This is a genomic window from Bartonella sp. AP57NXGY (genome assembly GCF_042195805.1).
In the GTDB taxonomy this organism is placed as follows: Bacteria; Pseudomonadota; Alphaproteobacteria; order Rhizobiales; family Rhizobiaceae; genus Bartonella.
Genome location: NZ_JBHIOZ010000210.1, coordinates 1 through 2,014, shown reverse-complemented (window position 1 = coordinate 2,014; position 2,014 = coordinate 1). Strand labels below are relative to the sequence as shown.

At 40.0% G+C, this 2,014-nt stretch carries 2 protein-coding genes; both read left to right on the top strand.

All coding sequences use genetic code 11. The features are described from left to right. Window positions 1-1,053 (top strand): efflux RND transporter periplasmic adaptor subunit (locus ACFIL8_RS09565; protein ID WP_375689584.1); only part of this gene is annotated, 1,053 nt, incomplete at its 5' end. Further along, the coding region (locus ACFIL8_RS09560; RefSeq protein WP_375689582.1) for an efflux RND transporter permease subunit at window positions 1,050-2,014 on the top strand (965 nt) is incomplete at its 3' end. The genes ACFIL8_RS09565 and ACFIL8_RS09560, both read left to right, overlap by 4 nt.

Here is a 2,014-nt window from a genome sequence, read left to right as displayed (position 1 = left end):
CAACCCATTTCTATGGTGGATAAAACAAGAGTATCGGATAAAGCTTCAAATGAAAAAATGGGAAGGCCACCGGTAAATGTTGTCGTTGATCTTGTAAAAGTTCAAGATCTTTATGAACAACTTAACGTTCTTGGGAGTGGAAAAGCTCTTGCAGAAGTCGAGCTTACCCCTTTATCCTCAGGTGTTATTGATAAGCTTTTTGTATCAGCGGGTACAAAAGTACAAGCTGATGATGTGATTGCAAAGCTTGATTCTAAAAAAGAAGAAATAGCGGCTGCAAAAGCAAAAGTGCAACGTGATAACAATGCGTTGACGCTTTCGCGTATTCTTAAATTACGCGCCAGCAATACGGCAACGGAAGTTCAAGAAATTATGGCACGCTTAGAGTTGGATAACGCAAATTTAGTTTTGCGTAATGCTGAATTAGATCTCGATCGGCGAACAATTCGAGCACCGATTCCTGGAGTTGTTGGTATTTTGCCCGTTGATGCGGGGAATAACGTGACCCTTAATACTGTAATAGGCCGTATTGAGAATAGAGAACGTATTTTGGTCGATATATGGGCCCCTGAACGATATGTGTCGCGCATCCATAAAGGAGATGAGGTAACGGCAACGTTAATCGCGCAGCCAGATAGATCTTTTGTTGGTCATATTTATGCGATTGATAATATCGTTGATCCAGAAAGTCGCACACTTCATGTTCAGGTTGAAATCAATAATGAAAAAGATACGCTCATGTCTGGTATGTCCTTTTCTGTTTCCTTGCAGTTTCATGGTGGTTCTTTTCCTGTCGTTAATCCTCTTGCAGTTCAATGGAATAGTAAAGGGTCATTCGTTTGGCGTGTGAGAGAAGGAAAAGTAGAGGCTATACCCGTATCAATTATTCAGCATAAAGCCGATCATGTTTTCGTGAAAGCTCCCCTAGAAAATGGTGATCAAGTTGTCATTCAAGGGGTGCAAATGCTTTATCCAGGAAGTAAAGTAACTATTGATGATCCAAAGTCTCATCAACAGCAATTATCAGTAGGTTATGGAACGGATATACAATGAGCCAAGAATTGAGCACAAAACAGCCTATGTCAAAGGTGGAGCAAGGTGGTCTCATTACCTTATTTATTCGCAGACCGGTTTTTACTCTTGTTTTGAATGCTATGATCATCATTGCAGGATTTGCAGCATGGTTAAATGTTGATGTAAGAGAATTACCCGATGTTGATACTCCTGTAACAACGATTGTGACGATGTTTTCTGGTGCATCGGCAGAAACAATTGATCGTGAAGTTACAAAAGTTATAGAAGATGCTGTTTCTCGTGTTTCAGGTGTTAAGACGATTTCTTCAACGTCTTCTTTTGGACGCTCCCGTGTGAAGATTAACTTTAATGTCGGTGTTGATTTGAATGTTGCAGCATCTGATATTCGTGATGCTCTCTCTCGTGTTACCTATTCTTTACCGAAAGATGCGGATTCGCCTTTGATTATTAAAGCAGATTCGAATGCTGCTGCCATGATGTATTTGGTTGTGACGTCACCAACAATGAGTGTTGATGATTTAACCACGATTGTAAACGATCAGATTGTTGATGCTATTTCTGCTGTTGATGGTGTTGGTGATGTACAGGTCGATAGTGCTCGCACAAAGATTTTTCAGATTGATATAGATCAAGCAAAACTTGCAAGTTATGGATTAACTGTAGCAGATATTTCACGTGTTCTTGCTGATATGACAACAGATGTGCCAGTAGGGTCATTACGCAATTCTAAGCAAACTTTAGTTGTACGTGCTACTGCACGTTTAACAACACCAGAATCTTTTGAACAAGTTGTTTTAAAGCCTCATGTGCATCTTGGTGATGTTGCGCATGTGACTTTATCGCCGGATATAGAAACAGTTATTCTTCGTATCAATGGAAAGACAGGTATTGGATTAGGTATCGTGCGTAAAGCACAATCCAACACTCTTAATATTTCTGAAGGTGTGAGAGCCGTTGTTGATAATCTCAAAAGTATTGT